20 protein-coding genes, 2 tRNA genes and 1 pseudogene are annotated in these 16,966 nt (G+C 68.9%); 5 read left to right on the top strand and 18 right to left on the bottom strand.

The genetic code is table 11. The features are described 5' to 3' along the window. The 4 genes and pseudogenes from VGB60_RS02125 to VGB60_RS02110 all read right to left on the bottom strand — a co-directional run. Window positions 1-280, bottom strand: a 280-nt coding sequence (locus tag VGB60_RS02125; protein ID WP_331036631.1) for an enoyl-CoA hydratase/isomerase family protein, incomplete at its 3' end; no start/stop codon positions are given. A 10-nt stretch (window positions 281-290) separates the two neighbouring features. Further along, on the bottom strand, window positions 291-704 hold the full coding sequence (locus VGB60_RS02120; RefSeq protein ID WP_331036630.1) for a type II toxin-antitoxin system VapC family toxin: 414 nt from the start codon (window positions 702-704) through the stop codon (window positions 291-293). Continuing rightward, window positions 688-966: a type II toxin-antitoxin system Phd/YefM family antitoxin gene (locus tag VGB60_RS02115; protein WP_331036629.1), complete on the bottom strand. Its 279-nt coding sequence runs from the start codon at window positions 964-966 to the stop codon at window positions 688-690. The genes VGB60_RS02120 and VGB60_RS02115 overlap by 17 nt, the downstream gene beginning before the upstream one ends. Before the next feature lie 53 nt (window positions 967-1,019). After that, window positions 1,020-2,159 (bottom strand): annotated as a pseudogene (locus VGB60_RS02110) (isobutyryl-CoA dehydrogenase). A gap of 265 nt (window positions 2,160-2,424) precedes the next feature. Between VGB60_RS02110 and hemB the strand changes: the two are divergent. After that, window positions 2,425-3,426: a porphobilinogen synthase gene (gene hemB, locus VGB60_RS02105; RefSeq protein WP_331036628.1), complete on the top strand. Its 1,002-nt coding sequence runs from the start codon at window positions 2,425-2,427 to the stop codon at window positions 3,424-3,426. Here hemB and VGB60_RS02100 read toward each other — a convergent pair. The 5 genes from VGB60_RS02100 to VGB60_RS02080 are packed head-to-tail and all read right to left on the bottom strand — an operon-like array spanning window position 3,423 to window position 7,410. Continuing rightward, window positions 3,423-4,223 carry an MBL fold metallo-hydrolase gene (locus VGB60_RS02100; protein WP_331036627.1) on the bottom strand — a complete coding sequence of 267 codons (801 nt, stop codon included), beginning with the start codon at window positions 4,221-4,223 and terminating at the stop codon, window positions 3,423-3,425. The two genes, hemB and VGB60_RS02100, sit on opposite strands and share 4 nt — an antisense overlap. Further along, entirely contained in the window at window positions 4,220-5,008 is a 789-nt protein-coding gene (locus VGB60_RS02095) for a TatD family hydrolase (protein WP_331036626.1), read from the bottom strand. The genes VGB60_RS02100 and VGB60_RS02095 overlap by 4 nt, the downstream gene beginning before the upstream one ends. Continuing rightward, a complete protein-coding gene (locus VGB60_RS02090) occupies window positions 5,008-5,985 on the bottom strand; it encodes a DNA polymerase III subunit delta' (RefSeq protein WP_331036625.1) in 978 nt (325 codons plus the stop codon). Before VGB60_RS02090 ends, VGB60_RS02095 begins: the two co-directional genes overlap by 1 nt. Beyond that, the gene (gene tmk, locus VGB60_RS02085; RefSeq protein ID WP_331036624.1) at window positions 5,982-6,608 is read right to left on the bottom strand and encodes a dTMP kinase; all 627 of its coding nucleotides are present in this window, start codon (window positions 6,606-6,608) and stop codon (window positions 5,982-5,984) included. The genes VGB60_RS02090 and tmk overlap by 4 nt, the downstream gene beginning before the upstream one ends. A 37-nt stretch (window positions 6,609-6,645) precedes the next feature. Continuing rightward, a complete protein-coding gene (locus tag VGB60_RS02080; RefSeq protein ID WP_331036623.1) occupies window positions 6,646-7,410 on the bottom strand; it encodes a septal ring lytic transglycosylase RlpA family protein in 765 nt (254 codons plus the stop codon). A gap of 152 nt (window positions 7,411-7,562) precedes the next feature. Between VGB60_RS02080 and VGB60_RS02075 the strand changes: the two genes are divergently transcribed. After that, window positions 7,563-7,652 (top strand) — tRNA-Ser (locus VGB60_RS02075). 5 nt (window positions 7,653-7,657) lie between these two features. Here the strand turns inward: VGB60_RS02075 and VGB60_RS02070 are convergent. Next, window positions 7,658-8,017 carry a response regulator gene (locus VGB60_RS02070; RefSeq protein WP_331036622.1) on the bottom strand — a complete coding sequence of 120 codons (360 nt, stop codon included), beginning with the start codon at window positions 8,015-8,017 and terminating at the stop codon, window positions 7,658-7,660. Between the two features lie 43 nt (window positions 8,018-8,060). Between VGB60_RS02070 and VGB60_RS02065 the strand changes: the two genes are divergently transcribed. From VGB60_RS02065 to VGB60_RS02055, 3 genes are read left to right on the top strand one after another with little or no spacing between them, the layout of a single operon-like run. Next, window positions 8,061-10,553 carry a CHASE3 domain-containing protein gene (locus VGB60_RS02065; RefSeq protein WP_331036621.1) on the top strand — a complete coding sequence of 831 codons (2,493 nt, stop codon included), beginning with the start codon at window positions 8,061-8,063 and terminating at the stop codon, window positions 10,551-10,553. Next, window positions 10,550-10,936 (top strand): response regulator, encoded by a 387-nt coding sequence (locus tag VGB60_RS02060; RefSeq protein ID WP_331036620.1) that lies wholly within the window; start codon window positions 10,550-10,552, stop codon window positions 10,934-10,936. The genes VGB60_RS02065 and VGB60_RS02060 overlap by 4 nt, the downstream gene beginning before the upstream one ends. Beyond that, entirely contained in the window at window positions 10,933-11,214 is a 282-nt protein-coding gene (locus tag VGB60_RS02055; protein WP_331036619.1) for an Hpt domain-containing protein, read from the top strand. Before VGB60_RS02060 ends, VGB60_RS02055 begins: the two co-directional genes overlap by 4 nt. Here VGB60_RS02055 and VGB60_RS02050 read toward each other — a convergent pair. From VGB60_RS02050 to VGB60_RS02015, 8 genes are all read right to left on the bottom strand, one after another. Continuing rightward, window positions 11,198-12,622, bottom strand: coding sequence for a glycosyltransferase (locus VGB60_RS02050; RefSeq protein ID WP_331036618.1), 1,425 nt, complete (start codon window positions 12,620-12,622; stop codon window positions 11,198-11,200). The two genes, VGB60_RS02055 and VGB60_RS02050, sit on opposite strands and share 17 nt — an antisense overlap. Continuing rightward, window positions 12,619-13,695: a HEAT repeat domain-containing protein gene (locus VGB60_RS02045; RefSeq protein ID WP_331036617.1), complete on the bottom strand. Its 1,077-nt coding sequence runs from the start codon at window positions 13,693-13,695 to the stop codon at window positions 12,619-12,621. Before VGB60_RS02045 ends, VGB60_RS02050 begins: the two co-directional genes overlap by 4 nt. After that, window positions 13,696-14,763 carry a YaiO family outer membrane beta-barrel protein gene (locus tag VGB60_RS02040; protein ID WP_331036616.1) on the bottom strand — a complete coding sequence of 356 codons (1,068 nt, stop codon included), beginning with the start codon at window positions 14,761-14,763 and terminating at the stop codon, window positions 13,696-13,698. Continuing rightward, a complete protein-coding gene (locus tag VGB60_RS02035; protein WP_331036615.1) occupies window positions 14,738-15,148 on the bottom strand; it encodes a response regulator in 411 nt (136 codons plus the stop codon). Before VGB60_RS02035 ends, VGB60_RS02040 begins: the two co-directional genes overlap by 26 nt. A gap of 225 nt (window positions 15,149-15,373) precedes the next feature. Then, entirely contained in the window at window positions 15,374-15,679 is a 306-nt protein-coding gene (locus VGB60_RS02030) for an ETC complex I subunit (protein WP_331036614.1), read from the bottom strand. 32 nt (window positions 15,680-15,711) lie between these two features. Next, window positions 15,712-15,788 (bottom strand) — tRNA-Pro (locus VGB60_RS02025). 50 nt (window positions 15,789-15,838) lie between these two features. After that, window positions 15,839-16,309 carry a DUF192 domain-containing protein gene (locus tag VGB60_RS02020; RefSeq protein WP_331036613.1) on the bottom strand — a complete coding sequence of 157 codons (471 nt, stop codon included), beginning with the start codon at window positions 16,307-16,309 and terminating at the stop codon, window positions 15,839-15,841. Between the two features lie 26 nt (window positions 16,310-16,335). Further along, window positions 16,336-16,899 (bottom strand): cold-shock protein, encoded by a 564-nt coding sequence (locus tag VGB60_RS02015; RefSeq protein ID WP_414644455.1) that lies wholly within the window; start codon window positions 16,897-16,899, stop codon window positions 16,336-16,338. Window positions 16,900-16,966 lie beyond the last annotated feature (67 nt).

The raw sequence follows: 16,966 nt of genomic DNA, 5'->3' as shown, positions 1-16,966 counted from the left end.
TGAGCCGGTACTCGGCGTGGAAGAAGGCCTTGGCCTCCGACGCGTCCCCGGCGCCGCTTTCGGCGATCATGCGGATGTCGCCGCCCGCGCAGAAGCCCCGTTCGCCGGCGTGGTCGATCAGAACCGACTGCACCGCATTATTCGCCCGCCAGGCCAGCAGGGCCGCCGTCATCGCCTCGCACATGCCGAGGTTCAGCGCGTGCAGCGCCTTCGGCCGGTTCAGGGTGATGCGGCCGACGCGGGATTCGACGCGGGTCAGGACTTCGGATTCGGGACTCATGGCGCCTCGCTTAGTCGCGAAGGTCGAAGACGTCCACGCCGGCGGCAGTCGCTGCGGCGAGCAAGGATTCATCCCGCGACGCCAAGGCGCCGTCGGTTTGCATGGCCAACCACAGATAGCCGGCATCAAACAGGCTGAGCCCTCGTGCGGCCGCGATCCCTGCGAGCGCGCGGACAGCCTCACGCCCTGTCGGCGGCGCAAGTGTTATCCTGAGATCGTCGAGAACGGCGAAAGCCTCGTTCAAACTGAACCCCGGCTGGCGGCGCGTCTGTCGCACGAGCAGATTGCCGATCTCCCACTGGAAGACATGCGGCGCGGAGGTCTCGAAGGCGCCGAGGCGATCAAGCAGTTCTGTCGCCGACGGCGTCGCCTGTGACGCCAGCAGCCATGAAGCCGCGGCCGAGGCGTCAACGATCAACTTCATCGCGCGCGATCGCTTTCAGCTCTTCCCAGGAGAGAGCCGCCCATTCCGGGTCCGGCGCCTGCTTGTCCCGAAAGGCGCGTGCGCGTTCGGCCAATTCAGGGCCGGACAGGCGGCGCCGTGGCTGACGGAGCTCGTTCTCCGGGGCCAGCCGCGCCACAGGCTTCCCATACCGGGTGATGACGATGGCCTCTCCCGACGTCTCGACCTCGTCGATCAACGCCGAAAGATTGGTTTTGGCTTCGAGAACGCCCACGGTTCGCATGACAAAGTCCTGACCATGATTCTGGTCAGAATAACACACGGATCGCGGCAGAGCTACTGCCGCAGCATCTCCCGCGCGGTGATCACGCGCATGATCTCGTTGGTGCCCTCAAGGATGCGGTGAACGCGCAGATCGCGGACGATGCGCTCCAGCGGGTAGTCCTTGAGATAGCCGTAGCCGCCGTGCAGCTGCAGCGCTTCGTCGGCGATCTGGAAACAGGCGTCGGTGGCGAAGCGCTTGGCCATGGCGCACCATTTGGTCGCCTCGGGATGTCGCGTGTCCATGGCCCAGGCGCCGCGCAGGACCAGCAGGCGCGCGGCCTCCAGCTGGGTCGCCATGTCGGCCAACTTGAATTGAACATTCTGGAAGTCCGACAGAGGCTTGCCGAACTGTTTTCGCGTCGTGACGTAGGACTGCGCGGTCTCCAGCGCCAGCCGCGCGCCGCCCAGCGAGCAGGCGGCGATGTTCAGACGGCCGCCGTCCAAGCCCATCATGGCGTAGCGGAAGCCGTCGCCCTCCTTGCCCAGCAGATTGGCGGCGGGGATGCGGCAGTCGTCGAAGGCGACGATGGCGGTCGGCTGGCTGTTCCAGCCCATCTTCTTCTCCTGCCCGCCGAAGCTGAGACCGGGCGCGTCCTTCTCGACCACGAAGGTGGAGATGCCCTTGGGCCCGTCCTGCCCGGTTCGGGCCATCACCACATAGATGTCGGAGGTCCCGGCCCCCGAGATGAACGCCTTGGAGCCGTTCAGGACGTAGTGGTCGCCGTCCAGTTTCGCCGTCGTCCGCAGGCCGGCGGCGTCTGAGCCGGAGCCCGGCTCGGTCAGGCACTAGCTGGCGATCTGCTCCTTGGAGACCAGCCCCGGCACATACCGGGCGCGGAGGTCGTCGGAGCCGAACTTGTCGATCATCCACGTCGCCATGTTGTGGATCGAGATAAAGGCCGCGGTCGAGACGTCGCCGCGCGACAACTCCTCGAAGATCACCGCCGCCTCGACCCGACCCAGCGCCATGCCGCCGTGCTCCTCGCCGGTGTAGATGCCGCAGAAACCCATCTCGGCGGCCTGCTTCATCACGTCGACGGGGAAATGCTTGGTCTCGTCCCACTCGGCGCTGTGCGGAGCCAGCTCGGCGTCGGCGAAGGCGCGGGCGGCGTCCTGAATGGCGCGCTGGTCGTCGGTGAGGGCGAAGTCCATGGGGCGGGTTCCTGAGTGCTGTGGTGCGCTTCTAGCGGCGCCGGCTATTGGCGTCACCACACCACCCCTTGCTTTCGTCGTCCTCCGGCAAGCCGCGCAGCGGCGCAGACCGGGGGACCCCGCGGCGCGCGAGAGCGCGGCCCTGTCGGATCTCCGACCCCTGATCAGCCTTGTGTCCACGCCGTCGTGGCGCCGCTGGGTCCCCCGGTCTCGCTTCGCTCGCCGGAGGATGACGAAAGGGAGGGGGTGGGATAAGCAGCCGCGGATGACCCAACCGTTCGCGCCCGCCGCCTTCCCCCACGCCCGGCCCCGGCGGCTGCGCAGCAGTCCCTGGGTGCGCCGGTTGGTGGCGGAGACGACGCTGACGCCCTCCGACCTGATCTGGCCCCTGATCGTCCACGACGGGGCCGAGGAGCGGGTCCCGGTGGCCTCCATGCCGGGCGTGTTCCGGCTAAGCCCGAAAGCGGCAGCCGCCGCCGCGATCGAGGCGCGCGATCTCGGCATCCCGGCCGTGGCCCTGTTCCCTAATGTCGACGGGGCGATCAAGGACGGCGTCGGCACGGGGGCGACCGACCCCGACGGCCTGATCCCCGAGTGCATCAAGGCGATCAAGGACGCGGCTCCGGAGATCGGCGTCATCACCGACGTGGCGCTGGACTGCTACACCGACCACGGCCACGACGGGGTGCTGGAGGACGGGCGGATCGTCAATGACGCGACGCTGGAGCGGCTCGCGGAACAGGCCTTCATCCACGCCCACGCAGGCGCCGACATCGTGGCCCCTTCGGACATGATGGACGGGCGGGTGCAGGCGATCCGCCAGGCGCTGGAGGACAACGGCCTGTCGGACGTGCTGATCCTGTCCTACGCCGCCAAATACGCCTCGGCCTTCTACGGCCCCTACCGCGACGCGGTCGGGTCGGCCAAGGCCCTGACCGGCGACAAGAAGACCTATCAGATGGACTTCGCCAACTCGGACGAGGCCCTGCGCGAGGTCGCCATGGACATCGCCGAGGGCGCCGACGCCGTGCTGATCAAGCCCGGCACGCTGTATCTCGACATCGTGCGGCGCGTGTCCGAGACCTTCCGCGTGCCCACCTTCGCCTATCAGGTGTCGGGCGAGTATTCGATGATGCGGGCGGCCATGGCCAATGGCTGGCTGGATGAGGACCGAGCCATCCTGGAAAGCCTGCACGCTTTCAAGCGGGCGGGCTGCGCGGGCGTGCTCAGCTATTTCGCGCCGCAGGCGGCGCGGCTGATCGGCTAGAGCGCCAGCCGCGCCGTCCAGCCGTCGAACGCGACGTCAACGTTATCCGGGACCGCGGCTTTCAGCGCGTTGTAGTCCAGATCGAGATGCAGGTTGGTCAACACCGCGCGCTTCACCTGCGTCCGGGCGATCCAGTCCAGCGTCTTGTCGACGTGGGCGTGCGTCGGGTGCGGAGTCCAGCGCAGGGCGTCGACGATCCAGAGGTCGCAGCCGCGCACCGCGTCGAGGGCGGCGTCGTCCAGATCGGACACGTCGCTCGAATACGCCACCCCGCCGATACGGTAGCCCACCGAGCGGATCGGACCGTGGGCCTGATCGAAGGTCACCACCTGCAGGGCCCCACCGGCTCCGTCCACGGACCATAGCTGGCCGTGCGGGGGGATCATCTGATCATCCAGTATGGCGGGATATCCCTGCTGGTCCTTGAAGATATAGGGGAAACGCCCAACCAGCGCCTCGTGTGTCGCGTCATCCATCCACGCCGGAATGCGGCGGCGGCCGCGCAGGGCGAAGACTCGCAGATCGTCGATGCCGTGAACCTGATCGGCGTGATCGTGGGTGTAGAGGACCGCGTCGACATGTTTCACCTGCGCCGCCAGCGCCTGCTGACGAAGGTCCGGCGAGGTGTCGATCAGCACGCTGGTGACGCCCTCGGGGCCGTGACGGCGCAACAGGGCCGAGCAGCGGGTGCGGCGGTTCTTCGGCTCGGCCGGGTTGCAGTCGCCCCAGTCACCGTCGCCGCGCGGCACCCCGCCCGACGAGCCGCAGCCCAGAATGACGAGTTCCAGCGCGCTCATGCCCCCTCCGGTCTCGGTATGCGGTCGAACAGGGCGAAGAAGGCGTCCGTCGTGCGGGCCTCAGCCTCTTCTCGCGACCAGCCGCGGATGTCGGCCAGCTTGTCCAGTACGTGGCCGACATAGGCCGGCTCGTTGCGGCGACCCCGGTGCGGCACGGGCGCCAGGTAGGGGCAGTCGGTCTCGACGATGATCCGGTCGGCGGGCATGGCGGCGATGATCTCGCGCACCTCGCCCGCGGCCTTGAAGGTCGCGATGCCGGAAACGGAGAACCAGGCGCCAAGTTTCGCCGCCTTTTCCGCCAGTTCAGGGCCGCTGGTGTAGCAGTGCATGAGAAATTTGAAGGGCGCCTTCGCCTGCTCCTCCTGCAGGATGTCGGCCATGACCGTGTCGGCCTCGCGGGTATGAACCACCAGCGGCAGGTCCGTCAGGCGGGCGGCCTCGATGTGTGTGCGGAACACGGCGGCTTGAACATCGCGCGGGCTGAGGTCGTAGTGAAAATCGAGCCCGCATTCGCCGATGCCGACGACGCGAGGCCGATGCGCGAGGTCCACCAGCCGGGCGGCGGTCAGGTCCAGATGATCCTTCGCCTCGTGCGGATGGGCCCCGACCGTGCACCAGATGTCCGGATGGGCCATGGCCAGACCGTGCGTGGCCTCGAAGGTCGACAGCTTGTCCGAGATCTCGACCATCAGGCCGACCCCCGCCGCCCGCGCCCGGGCAATGACGTCGTCGCGGTCCCCGTCGAACTGCGGCGCGTGCAGATTGACGTGGCTGTCGATCAGCATCAGCCCGCCGCCTTGGTGCGCTGCAGATCCGCGAGAGCTCCCGCCAGCACGTCGGCGCGGTCGAGGTTGATGGCGGCGGCGCGTTCCGGCAGCTCCGACAGGCGGCTCCACAGCTCAGCCCAGCGCGCGCCCGAGGCCCCCTCCTCCAGCGCCCGCACCTTCACGGCCGCGATCAGCCGGTCCATCAGGGTCTCGAACCGCTCCTGCCCTTCCGCCCCGCGGAACTTGTCGGCCACCGAGATGGCCTCGGCCCGGTCCACGGTCTGGGCCGCGACCCAGCCCTGCGCCAGCCGGTCCGCGTCGAGGGTCGCGCCCGACGCCAGCGCCAGGGCGTGGCCGGGAGAGCCCGCCGCCATGCTCGCGATCCGGGCCGCTTCGGCTGAAGACACGCCTGTGCGGTTGCGCACCAGCTCCTCCAGCGCATGGGGCGGCCAGACGGGGAAGGCCAACCGTCGGCAGCGCGAGCGGATCGTCGCCAGCAGCCGTCCCGGCGCGTGGGTGATCAGGAACAGCACGCCCCGCTCCGGCGGCTCCTCCAGCGCCTTCAGCAGGGCGTTGGCGGCGTTCAGGTTCAGGTCGTCGGCGGCGTCGATGATGGCGACGCGATAGCGCGCTTGCGACGGGCTCTTGGAGAAGAACTCAGGCAGCTCGCGCGCCTGATCGACCGAGATCGACTTCTTCGTCTTTCCGCCCTCGACGGCGCGTTCCAGCACCAGCAGATCCGGATGCGACTGAGCCGAGATCAGCCGTGAAACGGGATCGTCCGGACTGGCGCCCAGCAATCCCGAGGACGGATCCGGCGCGGCGCCGAGCAAACGGCGGGCGGCGCGGTAGGCGAAGGTGGCCTTGCCGCCGCCCTCGACGCCGCACAGCAGCCATGCGTGGTGCAGCCGGCCCCGGTCCAGCGCGTCGAGGAAGGCCGCCTCGGCGGCGGCGTCCGGGATCAGGTCGAAGCGGTCGCGGGGATGATCGGTCACAGCAGCCGCGCCTGAATGGCGTCGCGAATGCGGGCCTCGACGGTGTCCTGATCGCCTTCGGCGTCGATGATCACGCAGCGCTCGGGATTACGAGCGGCGATGTCCAGGAAGCCGGCCCTCAGGCGCTCGTGGAAGTCCAGCCCCTTGGATTCGAACCGCGTTTCGAACAGGCCACGCCCAAAGGCGCGCTCCAGGCCGACAGACACGGGCAGGTCGAAGATCAGCGTCAGGTCGGGTTGCGTCCTGCCGACGATCGCGGCGTCCAGCGCCTCGATGAAGGCCGCGGGCGCGCCCCCGCCGACGCCCTGATAGGCCCGGCTGGAGTCGGCGAACCGGTCGCACACCACCCAGCGGCCCGCCTCGAGCGCGGGCCGGATCGTCTTCTCCAGATGGTCGCTCCGCGCCGCGAACATCAGCAGGGTCTCGGTCATCGGCGACCAGCGGCCCGGATCGCCGTTCAGGGCAATGGTGCGGATGTCCTCGGCGCCGGTCGAGCCGCCGGGCTCGCGCGTCTGCACGACCTCCAGATCCCGGGCCCTGAGCCAGTCCACCAGGCGCGTCGCCTGGGTCGACTTGCCCGTTCCCTCGCCGCCCTCGAATGTAATGAATCTGCCCTGGGTCACCGGCGCACAATGGCGGCGCAGGCCTCGCGCGCAAGCCTCAGCGCGACGAAATCAACAGGGCGTCGGCGTATCCCCGTGCGATGACGGCCTGACGGGCCTGTTCAGCGGCGTTGGGGTCCGGCCAGGGACCGACCAGCACCCGATACAGACGGTCGCCGTCGGCGACCGTCGCCTGTTCGCCGAGCCGGTCGGCGACACGCCGGGCCGCCTCACGGTCAGAGAAGGCTCCGGCCTGAATCCAGAAGGCGTCAGGGGCCGCCGGGCCATCCGCCGGACGTTCGAGACTGGCCTGCTGCAGACGTGATCCGCCGCCCAGCCTCGGCGCCGGCCCGAGATAGCGCACCCTGACCTCGCCCACGCCACTGCCGCGCAGGCCGAGAGAATCGGCGGCCGCGCGCGAAAGGTCGATGATCCGACCATCGACGAAGGGTCCGCGGTCGTTGATCCGGACGATCACGCGCTGGCCGTTGGCGAGGTTGGTCACCTCCACAAGTCCCGGCAGCGGCAGCGTCTTGTGAGCGGCGGTGAGCGCATTCATGTCGAACCGCTCGCCGGTCGCGGTCGGCCGGCCGTGGTGCTGATCGCCGTACCAGGAAGCCAGTCCGCGCTCGTCGTAGCGCGGCTGCTCCTCGGGCCGGTACCAGCGCCCCCGCACCTGATACGGCCGCATCGTGCCAGCCACGATCGGAGCGGGATCGTCGACAACCGGCAGGCCGCCCGCCCGCGGCCCGCTTGCGCAGGCCGCGAGCAGCGACAGCAGGCCGACGATCAGCGGCAGTCTGAGGATGACGGATCCCTGCATCGGCCTCGCCTCTTGAAGGCCGGCAGAATGCCCGCAGACATTTCCCCTTTGGTTAACGCCGCGTTTGCCTTAACCGGCGCTTCCCCGCCGTGTCCGGGGGCCGAGGTTCAGCTTGAACCAAAGCCCGCGCCGACCTAGGAGCGGGCCGGAATGGAAGTGTGGCCGAGTGGTTTAAGGCACTGGTCTTGAAAACCAGCGACGGTGAAAGCCGTCCGTGGGTTCGAATCCCACCGCTTCCGCCACCGCCTCAGTCGGTCGCCGCGAGCGCCGCCTCCAGTTCGGACGCGGAGAACGGCTTGGTGAGGCTGGCGTGAGCGCCCAGTCCTTCCGCCATCCTCAGGAGCGGACCGGGCCCCAGCCGACCGCCGCCCGTCATGGCGACGATGCGAACGTCGTCACGCAGGTCCCGCATTCCCATGATGAAGTTGAGGCCGTCCCGGTCCGGCATCAGAATGTCGACGACGACCGCCTCCGGCCGCTGCTCCCTGACGCGGGCGAGGCCGTCAGATACATTGCCGGCGGTCACGACCTGGTAACCCCGCTCGACCAGCATCGCCTCGATGTGCTGCAGCATCAGCGGATCGTCGTCGATAACGCAGACCTTCATGACCTCCTCCAACCCCGATACCCAAGCCAGGTTCCTCCGGCCGATGAGCACCCCCCCTCGCCAGACCGGAGCCCGCCGGTTCCGTGTCGCGGCCCTGCTGTCGGCGGCGCTGGTGGCCATGCTGCTCGCCCTTACAGGATTTGAGTTGTATCGGGAGTTCCGCAGCGCCGCCGCGCTCCGCGCCCAGGTCGAGGACTCCTACGAGACGCGTTCGCGAATCCAGGGCGTCTTCTCCCTGCTGCAGGACGCCGAAACCGGTCAGCGCGGCTACGTCATCACCGGTGACGAACGATACCTCGAGCCCTACTCACGCGCCATCGTCGCGCTGGACGCGGAACTGGTCGACCTTGGACGCCGCGCCGCGGTGACGCCCGGCCAGGACCGCAATCACGCCGACCTGACCACGCTCGTACGTCGCAAGCGCCAGACGCTTGAGGCCGGCATCGACGCCCGGGCCCAGGACGGCGCGGCCGCGGCGGCCGCCGTGGTGTCGAGCGGCGCCGGCAAGGCGGCGATGGACGACATCCGGGTGGTGATCGACCGCATGATCGCGCGCGAACGCGCCGAGCTGAATGCGCTCTCGGCCGAGGCGGCGGACCGCACGGGGCGCACGGAACGTCTGGTGATCCTGCTGTTCGTGGCGCTGGTCGGCGCAGCCGTGGGGGGGTTCCTGTTCGGCTGGCGGTACGCCATGACCCGTGAGCGCCTCGCCAGGCGAATCCAGGCCACGGCGGCGCGGCAGCAGGCAATCTTCGACAGCGCCATCGACGCGATCGTCACCCTCAATCCGAGCGGCAGCATCGAGACGGTCAACCGCGCCGGGCAGGCCATGTTCGGGTACGGGCCCGCCGAGCTGGATCGACGCGACGTGGCGCTCCTGATCGACCTCGCGGCCAATGGAGACGGCCCGTTCCATGTGCGGCTCGGCGAAAGCCAGGGCGCGTTGGACACCGGGGTCGTCCGCGAACTGACCGGCCGGCGCAAGGATGGAACCGTGTTCCCGGTCGATGTCGCCCTGACCGCGATGGATCTGCCGTCCGGCCGGCACGTCGTGGCCGTGATCCGGGACATCACCGAGCGGCGGCGCGTCGAAACCATGAAGGACGCCTTCGTCTCGACAGTCAGCCACGAACTCCGGACCCCGCTGACCTCGATCGCGGGCTCGCTGGGGCTCCTGGCCGGCGGCGCGGCGGGCGCGTTGCCGGACAAGGCGGCGCGCCTGATCGGGATCGCCCACTCCAACAGCCAGCGTCTGGTGCGGCTGATCAACGACATCCTCGACGTCGAGAAACTCGAGTCGGGCAATCTGGTCCTGGCCCTGACGGAGCTCGACCTCCGCGAGATCGCTCGCCGCTCCATCGAAGGCGTGAACGGCTATGCGGACCAGCTCGGGGTGACGCTCAGCCTGTCGCCTGGAGAAGCGGCGCCGGTGCGAGGCGACGCCGACCGGCTGGTCCAGGTGGTCACCAACCTGCTGTCCAACGCAGCCAAGTTTTCTCCCCGCGGCGGCACGGTCCGGGTGGCGGTCAATCCCGAAACGCGCATCGCCCGCCTGAGCGTCGTCGATCAGGGCCCTGGCATCCCCGAAAGCTTCCGCTCGCGCATCTTCGGCAAGTTCGCCCAGGCCGACGAGACCGACACCCGCGCAAAAGGCGGGACCGGCCTGGGCCTCGCGATCGCGAAGGAGATCGCCGAGCGCCACGGCGGCCGCCTGTGGTTCGAGTCCGCCGAGGGTGAAGGCGCCACCTTCCATCTGGACCTGCCGCTGGCGCTCGAGGACGGGCAGAAGGCCGCCCCGGGCGGAGGACGCCTGCTGATCGTCGAGGACGACCCCGACGCCGCCAAGGTGCTGCAGGACATGCTCGCGCTCGAGGGCTTCACCAGCGACGTCGCCTCTTCGGGCCGGCAGGCGCTGTCGCTGGCGCGGACCGGGGGATATGACGCGGCGCTGGTCGACCTGCAGCTGCCGGATGCGGACGGTATCGGGTTGATTCGGTCACTCAGGGCCCGACCGGAGACCCGAGCTCTTCCGGTCGTGGTGGTCTCGGGGGACGTCGGCCGCGGCATGGCCAGAGGCCGCTCGCTTGAGGTGATCGACTGGATGGAGAAACCCTTCGACCAGTCCCGCGTCCATAGCGCCGTCGAGGCGATCTCGCGCGCGGGTTCCCGCCCGCGCGTGCTGCACGTCGATGATGATCGGGACATCCTCGATGTAACGCGCGCGGCGCTTTCGGATACGGCCGACGTCGTCCCCGCCGAAACTCTGGAAGCCGCGCGCCGGCTGGTGGCCGAAAACAGGCCCGATCTCGTCATCCTCGACCTAGGCCTGCCGGACGGTTCGGGGTTGGACCTGCTTCCTGATCTTGTCGACGCAACCGGCCAGTCGATCCCGGTGGTGGTCTATTCGGCGCAGGAGATGGATGCGACGACCGCGCCCGCCATCGAGGCGGTCCTGACCAAGTCCCGCATGTCCCTGACCCAGTTGGCGCGAACCGTGCGCACCCTGAGCCGCAAGTCACCCGCGAGCCGCCCATGACCCCTCTGAAGATCCTCCATGTCGACGATGAGGACGACATCCGCGAGGTCGCGGCGTTCGCCCTGGAATTGGACCCGGCCGTCGAGCTGAGGTCGGCGGCGTCGGGACAGGCCGCGCTTTCCGTCCTCGAGGAAGGTTTCGCCCCCGACGTGATCCTGCTGGACGTCATGATGCCGGGCCTCGACGGGCCGGGCGCCCTCAGGCTGATCCGCCAGCGGTCGGAGCAGGCGACCACCCCGGTGATCTTCATGACCGCCCGCGCTCAGTCGGGCGAGGTGGATCAGTACCGGCGCCTCGGGGCGCTGGACGTGATCACCAAACCGTTCGACCCGATGATCCTCGCCGCGGACGTCAGGGCCATCCTGGCCGGAGCCGGCGCGTGAGCGACGTGATGGCCGGGCTGCGTGTCCGGTTCGCCGCGCGTTGTGCGGGCGATCTGACCCGGTTGCGAGAGCTTGTCGCCGCCGGGCGGATAGACAGCGACGACGGTCGCGCGCTCGCGCACAGCCTCGCCGGAGCGGGCGCGACGTTCGGCTTCCCTGATGTCAGCACGGCCGCCGGGCGTCTGGATGACGCACACGCGGAAGGGCGGACGCCATCGGCGGCAGAGGTCGCGGCGCTGATCGCGGCGCTTGACGCGGTGGTCACGCCGGCTTCGTGAAGCCCTTCCGGGTCATGGCGCCCCATGACTGGCTGCGTCTGAAATACTGCCAGACCCCGCGCAGCCGCCAGAGGTTGTTCAGCTGCCGGTAGCCGAAATTCTCCAGCACGGCGACGGCCGTCAGCAGCACCAGATCACGCGCCCGGGGGAAGCGGCGCAACTCGGACTCCTCAAGCGCGAGGGACCCGACGGAGATGACGACGCCGAAGGTGAAGCTGACCGCCAGAAAGGCCAGCAGATACTCAACCGACAGCAGGCCCATCCCCCAGAAGGCGGGGATCAGCACATAGCCGAGCAACTCCACGATCGGCCCCAGCACGTCGACCAGAAGAATGTAGCCGAACCCGAGGACGCCGACGCGGCCGTAACGCGGGTTCAGCATCATCGTCCAATGCCGCTCGAAGGTTTCCAGCGCGCCGCGGTGCCAACGCGCCCTTTGACGCCCCAGCACCCTCAGATCCTCCGGCGCCTCGGTCCAGCAGACCGGCTCGGGCACGAAGGCGATACGATAGGGCAGACGCTTGTCGCGCATCAGCCGGTGCAGCTTGACGACCAACTCCATGTCCTCGCCGACCGTGCCACGGGTGTAGCCCCCCACCTCGATCACCCGCGCCCGGCGGAACAGGCCGAACGCCCCGGAGATGATGGTCAGAGCATTGATGCGGCTCCACGCCAGCCGCGCCATAAGGAAGGCGCGCAGGTATTCGACCGTCTGCAACAGGGCCAGCGGATTACGGGGCGCCCGGACCTCGACCACCCGCCCGTCAGCGATGACGCAGCCGTTGGCGATCCGCACTGTGCCGCCCACCGCCACCGTGCGCTCCGGGTCCTCGACGAACGGCTGCACCGCCCTCAGCAGGGCGTCAGGCTCCAGCAGGGAGTCGGCGTCCATGGAACAGAAGATCGGCGCCCGTGAGACGTTGATGCCGGCGTTCAGCGCGTCGGCCTTGCCGCCGTTCTCCTTGTCGACGACGATCAGCCGGGGCTGGTGCGCCGCGCCGTACAGGGCCCGGATGGGTTGGTGTTCGATACCGATCTCATAGTGGCGCTCGATCGGCTGGAGATCGAAGGCCTTGACCAGGACCGCCAGGGTGTCGTCCTTCGACCCGTCGTTGATCACGATCACTTCGAAGTTCGGATACTGCAGCGACAGCAACGAACGGACGCTCTGAGCGATCGTCAGCGCCTCATTGAAGGCAGGGGCCAGCAGGGCGATTGGGGGCGACGCCTCGGCGTAGCGGCGCCACAGCACGCCCGGCTGCGGCGACGGGGGACGCTCGATCAGCGCGGCCGCGGCGAGGCCCAGTTGCACCAGATAGATGAAGTTCTGCAGCAGCCCCGTGCCGATGACGAAGAAGGCGATGGCGGCGGCGAACGCCGCCAGAAGCTGAGGGATATTGTCGATCATGCCGGCTGGCCCGCCGGGATGGTTTCGGTCAAGCCCTTCTCGGCCAGCGCCAAGGCCGCCGCCCTTCGCACGATGTCGATGTCGGCGCCGGCGGCCAACCTGAGGCTCTGAATGCCCGCCGGCCCCATGCGGGTCAGGGCCTCGGCGGCCTGGAAACGCACCCACCAAACAGAGTCGGCCAACCGCATCACCAGCCCGGGTATGGCTTGACGGACATTCATGCGAGCCGCGGCCTCACAGGCCGCGGCCCGGACCTCCCAGTCGGAGTCGTCGAGCGCCGCGATGATCGTGTCCCCGGCAGCGGGATGAGCCAGCACGCCCAGGCCCGCAACAGCCGCCATCCGAAGACCGTGATGGCCGTCTCGGGCCGCGAGGGAGAGTGGTTCGATGGCGCGGTAGTCGCCGGCGGCCGCCACCGCGTCGGCCAGAAGCGAGCGCGCCGACGGGTCGAGTGTGGCGTCCGCCAGCGCCGCAAGCGCGGCGTCCGGTTCATGGACGGCCAGCCGGCGCACCAGCGGCAGATAAAGGAGGGAGTCCGAGACGCCGCGGCGGCGCATGTCCTCAAGCAGGGTCAGGATCGACGGCGGCGCATCGAGGTCGATCAGCGCCTTGACGGCGGCGACCCTCACCTCCGGATCCTGGTTGGTCTGCAGAAGCCGGTTCAGCGCGGCGGCGGTCGCGGCGCCGGGAAAGGCCGAGAGAACCTCGGCGGAGGCCAGCCGTCCCGCCTTGCTCCCGCGAAACAGGCGCTGCCGAAATGTTTCGTCTATGGCCATGGCCTGGAAGGCCGAGACGAGACGGTCCCGCTCAGCACCCCGCACGATGGCGAGGAACTCGATCAGGCTTTCGGCGAGAAGCCGCGCCCGGCCGCGAACCGGCCTGAGACTGGCGACGGCGTCACCCGTTCCAGTGGCGATCTCGAGGCAGGCCGCCTGAACCAGGCGTCGCTCGTGCGCTCGGCGGGCATCCGTGCCCGCGCGGCGAACGCGCGCGGCCACCAGGGCGCTCATCCATAGAAGGGCGGCCGCGGCCATGGCCAACGACGACCACCACAGAACCAGAAGCAGGTTCATTCAGAACCGCCAGCCGATCCCAACGGAGAGATCGTCCCGGTCGTAGGTCCCCCGGTCCTCCGATGTGGCCGTCACCCTGAGCGTGGCCCGATCCGTCACGCCGAGATCGAACCCGACGGAGCGGGAGCGGACGTCCACGGTCACGCCCTCGGAAGACTCTGGCGCGTCGGCGAGCGCTGCGCGCAAACGCAGACGGTCGGTGGCCTGGAAGCCACCACTCACCGCATAGCCTTGCCGGCGGTTTCCGGTTTCGTCCCGAACGTTGATCCATCGCACAGACAGGTTCAGCCTGTCGGCGAACAGGCTCCCCGCCAGACCCGGCTGCAAGCTGATCACCGTTCCCACGCCGTAACGGGCGGCCGAAGCATCGACCGTGGCGGAAAGACCGCCGCCAAGCGCCAAAGCGCCGCCGGTGCGCAGGGCCAGTTCCGGGCGGTAGTCCGCATTCACCGCTCCGCCCAGCGCCAGATACGCCGACCCGCCCCGCAGGCGCCGATCGACGCGGGCTTCGCCATACACATCAATGTCGTTGAACCGCTCGGTCCGCTCGACGGCGACCCCCGCGTCCCAACCGTCCGCAACCCGCCGGCTGACTGCCAAGCGCTGCTCCGTCCACTGCGGCAGTCCGGCCGAAAGCGTGCTCCGGGAGGCGTCAAGGTCGATCCGCCAGGGCGTCGGTTCTAGTTCCCGCACCAGGCTCCGGATGTCAGGTCGGCCTTGCGCCAGGCCCTCAGCGCGGCGGGCGCTCGCGAGCGCAGCCGCCGAATCGCCCCGCCGCCGCGCCACGCGGGCGCGGCCGACCTCCGCGTCGGCGTAATTCGGCGCGACCGCCAGCACGGCGAGGAAGGCTGTGTCAGCTTCGTCCAGCCGACCCAGCGCAAGAAGCGACAGGCCTTGGTTGAGGCGCGCATCCACATTGCCGGGCTGCTCGACCAGGACGCTGTCGAACAGCGCGAGCGCCTCCGCGTGCCGGCCCGCCCGACGCGCCCCGACACCGGCCGCATAGCGTGCTTGGGCAGGCGCCTGAACCGTCTGGACGGACTCAGCCGGGACGGCGTGCACGATCATCGGACGAGCCCTGTGCAATGGAGGCGGCGAGCACGCGGCGGATCCGCTGGCTCAGTTCGTCCGGGATGAAGGGTTTGACCAGATAGTCGGCGGCGCCCAGCTCCAGCGCTCCCACGATGTCCATCTCGCGCTTCAGAGCGGTCAGCATGATCACCGGAGTCGGATCCGGCTGGGGCGGCGCTTTCAGGCGGCGGAGGAGCTCGAAGCCGTCGATGACGGGCATCATGGCGTCAAGGACGATCAGGTCTGGCCGGTGTTCGGCGACGCATCGGAGGACGTCGCCGCCGTCTTCAAGAGCCATGACGTCATGGCCGTCGGCGGCGAGCCGGTGCTGCAGGAGCGCGCGCAGGAGGGGGTCGTCGTCGGCGATGAGGATTCGGGACACGCTCTTACTCCAACTCGCCCCGACCCCGGTCGCACACTAGAAGACCGGGATGAATCCTATCTTTAAATCCCACCCCGTCCGCCGATTGACCGGGGACGCTCTGGCCGGGCGTCAGACATTTCCCACGGCCCATCCGGATACCGGCTCGCGGCGCCGGACGTCAGTGAGTGAATACGGGCCCGGGACACGCTGGATGCGACCCTAGGTCCGCAGGGCCAGCGGCGCTCAGTGCGTCCAGGGCTGCTTGCGGAAGGTGGCGAAATTGTCCGCATAGGCCTTGAGGATTACGGGGGCCTCCTGCGGCGCCTGCAGGCGGAACGGGATACCGTAGCGCTCGGCGTAGGCGACGGCTTCTTCAGCCGTGTCGAAGGTCAGACGGACCTGCCCGTTCATGTCGCTGGAGCTGGTCCAGCCCATCAGCGGATCGATCGTGCGGGCGGACGACGGCTCGAACTCCAGACGCCAGTCCTTCGCCTTGGCCTTGCCCGACTGCATGGCGGTCTTGGCGGGACGGTAGATGCGGGCGAGCATGGGCCGATCTCTATCTGTCTAACCAGGCGAATTGGTCGGAGTGAGAGGATTCGAACCTCCGACCCTCTGGTCCCAAACCAGATGCGCTACCAGGCTGCGCTACACTCCGGCGGCGGGATTTGCCACACTCGACGCCGCGCCGCAACGCGCTTGACCGGCTTATTCAGCGAAGAACGGGTGGCGGACCCGGTCGCCCGGTTTAGCGCCGATCTCCGCCGCCCGCCCGGCCCGAAGCTCCAGCACGCCGCTGGCCGGCCCGTTCGAGGGCAGGACCTGGTCCGAGTTGGGCGCCGCATCGCGGACGATCGACACGATCCGGCCGTTGGGATCGATGTAGATGATGTCCAGCGGACTGGGCGTGTTGCGCATCCAGAAGCCGCGCTCCGCGACGTCCGGAAACTGGAACAGCATCCCCCGGTCGTCGGCCAGCGGCTCGCGATGCATCAGGCCGCGCTGGCGCTCGGCGTCGTCGTCGGCGATTTCCACCATGAAGCGGTGCTCACCGCTCGCGGTGGTGATGCTGAGCGGCTCCAGCGGGTTGCCTTGGGCGTCCTTCGGGGTCCCCGCGCCGGCGCAGGCCCCAAGTAGAACCATGGCCAGCAGCGCCCCGAACAATCCGCGATCGATCATCGTCTCACCCTCTTCAGGGCGGACTGCTATCCGCCCGGCCTGATTTCCGCGACCACCAGCCCCTTGGGACCCTCGGCGAAGCGCACCGCGACGGCTTCACCCGGCAGGAGATCGTCCAGCCCGCAGCGCCGCAGCGTCTCTACATGCACGAAGATATCGCCCGGCGCGCCATCGCGCACCACGAATCCGTATCCCTTGATGCGGTTGAACCATTTGACGACCGCCATCTCCAGCGGACCGCCCGCCTCATCAGGGGCCGTCAATGAGGCGGCGGACTGCCGAAGCCCAAGATAGCCGGCGCGGACCGGGGCGGCGACCTGGGCGGGATCGCCCTCGCCGACCTCGTGAACCTCGACCGCTTGCCAGCCCTTGGGCCGGCGGGCGCAGGCGCAGACGATCGGCGCGCCTTCTGGAGCTGTGTCCCGGCCGGAGTCGCGCAGGGTCGAGATATGCAGCAGCACATCCTTCATGTCGGTCAGGGAGGGGTCGTCAGGCACGATGAAGCCGTACCCCTTGCCAGGATCGAACCACTTCACGCGCCCTGTGACACGCACAGCGGCGACGGTATCAACGCCCTCGTAATCAGACACAGCCTTCCCCCCGTCCGCGAGCCTTGCAGACGGCGCTTATTTAACACGGTTCGGTGAAGCTCGGAAA

Origin of the sequence: Brevundimonas sp. (assembly GCF_036399195.1) — a bacterium.
GTDB lineage: Bacteria > Pseudomonadota > Alphaproteobacteria > Caulobacterales > Caulobacteraceae > Brevundimonas.
This window is presented reverse-complemented; position numbering and strand designations above follow the sequence as displayed.